This is a genomic window from Bacillus sp. SIMBA_154, assembly GCF_046536015.1.
GTDB lineage: Bacteria > Bacillota > Bacilli > Bacillales > Bacillaceae > Bacillus > Bacillus pumilus_P.
Genome location: NZ_JAWJBV010000488.1, coordinates 1 through 250, shown reverse-complemented (window position 1 = coordinate 250; position 250 = coordinate 1). Strand labels below are relative to the sequence as shown.

Genomic DNA, 250 nt, shown 5'->3' with positions numbered 1-250 from the left:
CATCCAAATCAGGATTAATATTCTGAATAGCTGATTTAAGCTCTTCTAATTTATCCAATCTTCTAGCTACAATAATTAAGTTTTTGCCGCGAGCAGCAAATGCTAATGCTGTCTCATATCCTATACCTGAGCTTGCTCCTGTAATAACTGTGTACTTCATATTATTCTCTCCTCGAAAACAAATTTTCTAATTAGTTAATCCATATAACAAAATAGATTCAGTCTAGTGTCGACAAAGTCAAATTAATAA

1 protein-coding gene is annotated in these 250 nt (G+C 32.0%); it reads right to left on the bottom strand.

Going from position 1 to position 250, the window contains the following annotated elements; all coding sequences use genetic code 11:
- A partial coding sequence (locus R0K30_RS22865; RefSeq protein WP_410613240.1) for an SDR family NAD(P)-dependent oxidoreductase occupies window positions 1–160 on the bottom strand: 160 nt, incomplete at its 3' end.
- Window positions 161–250 lie beyond the last annotated feature (90 nt).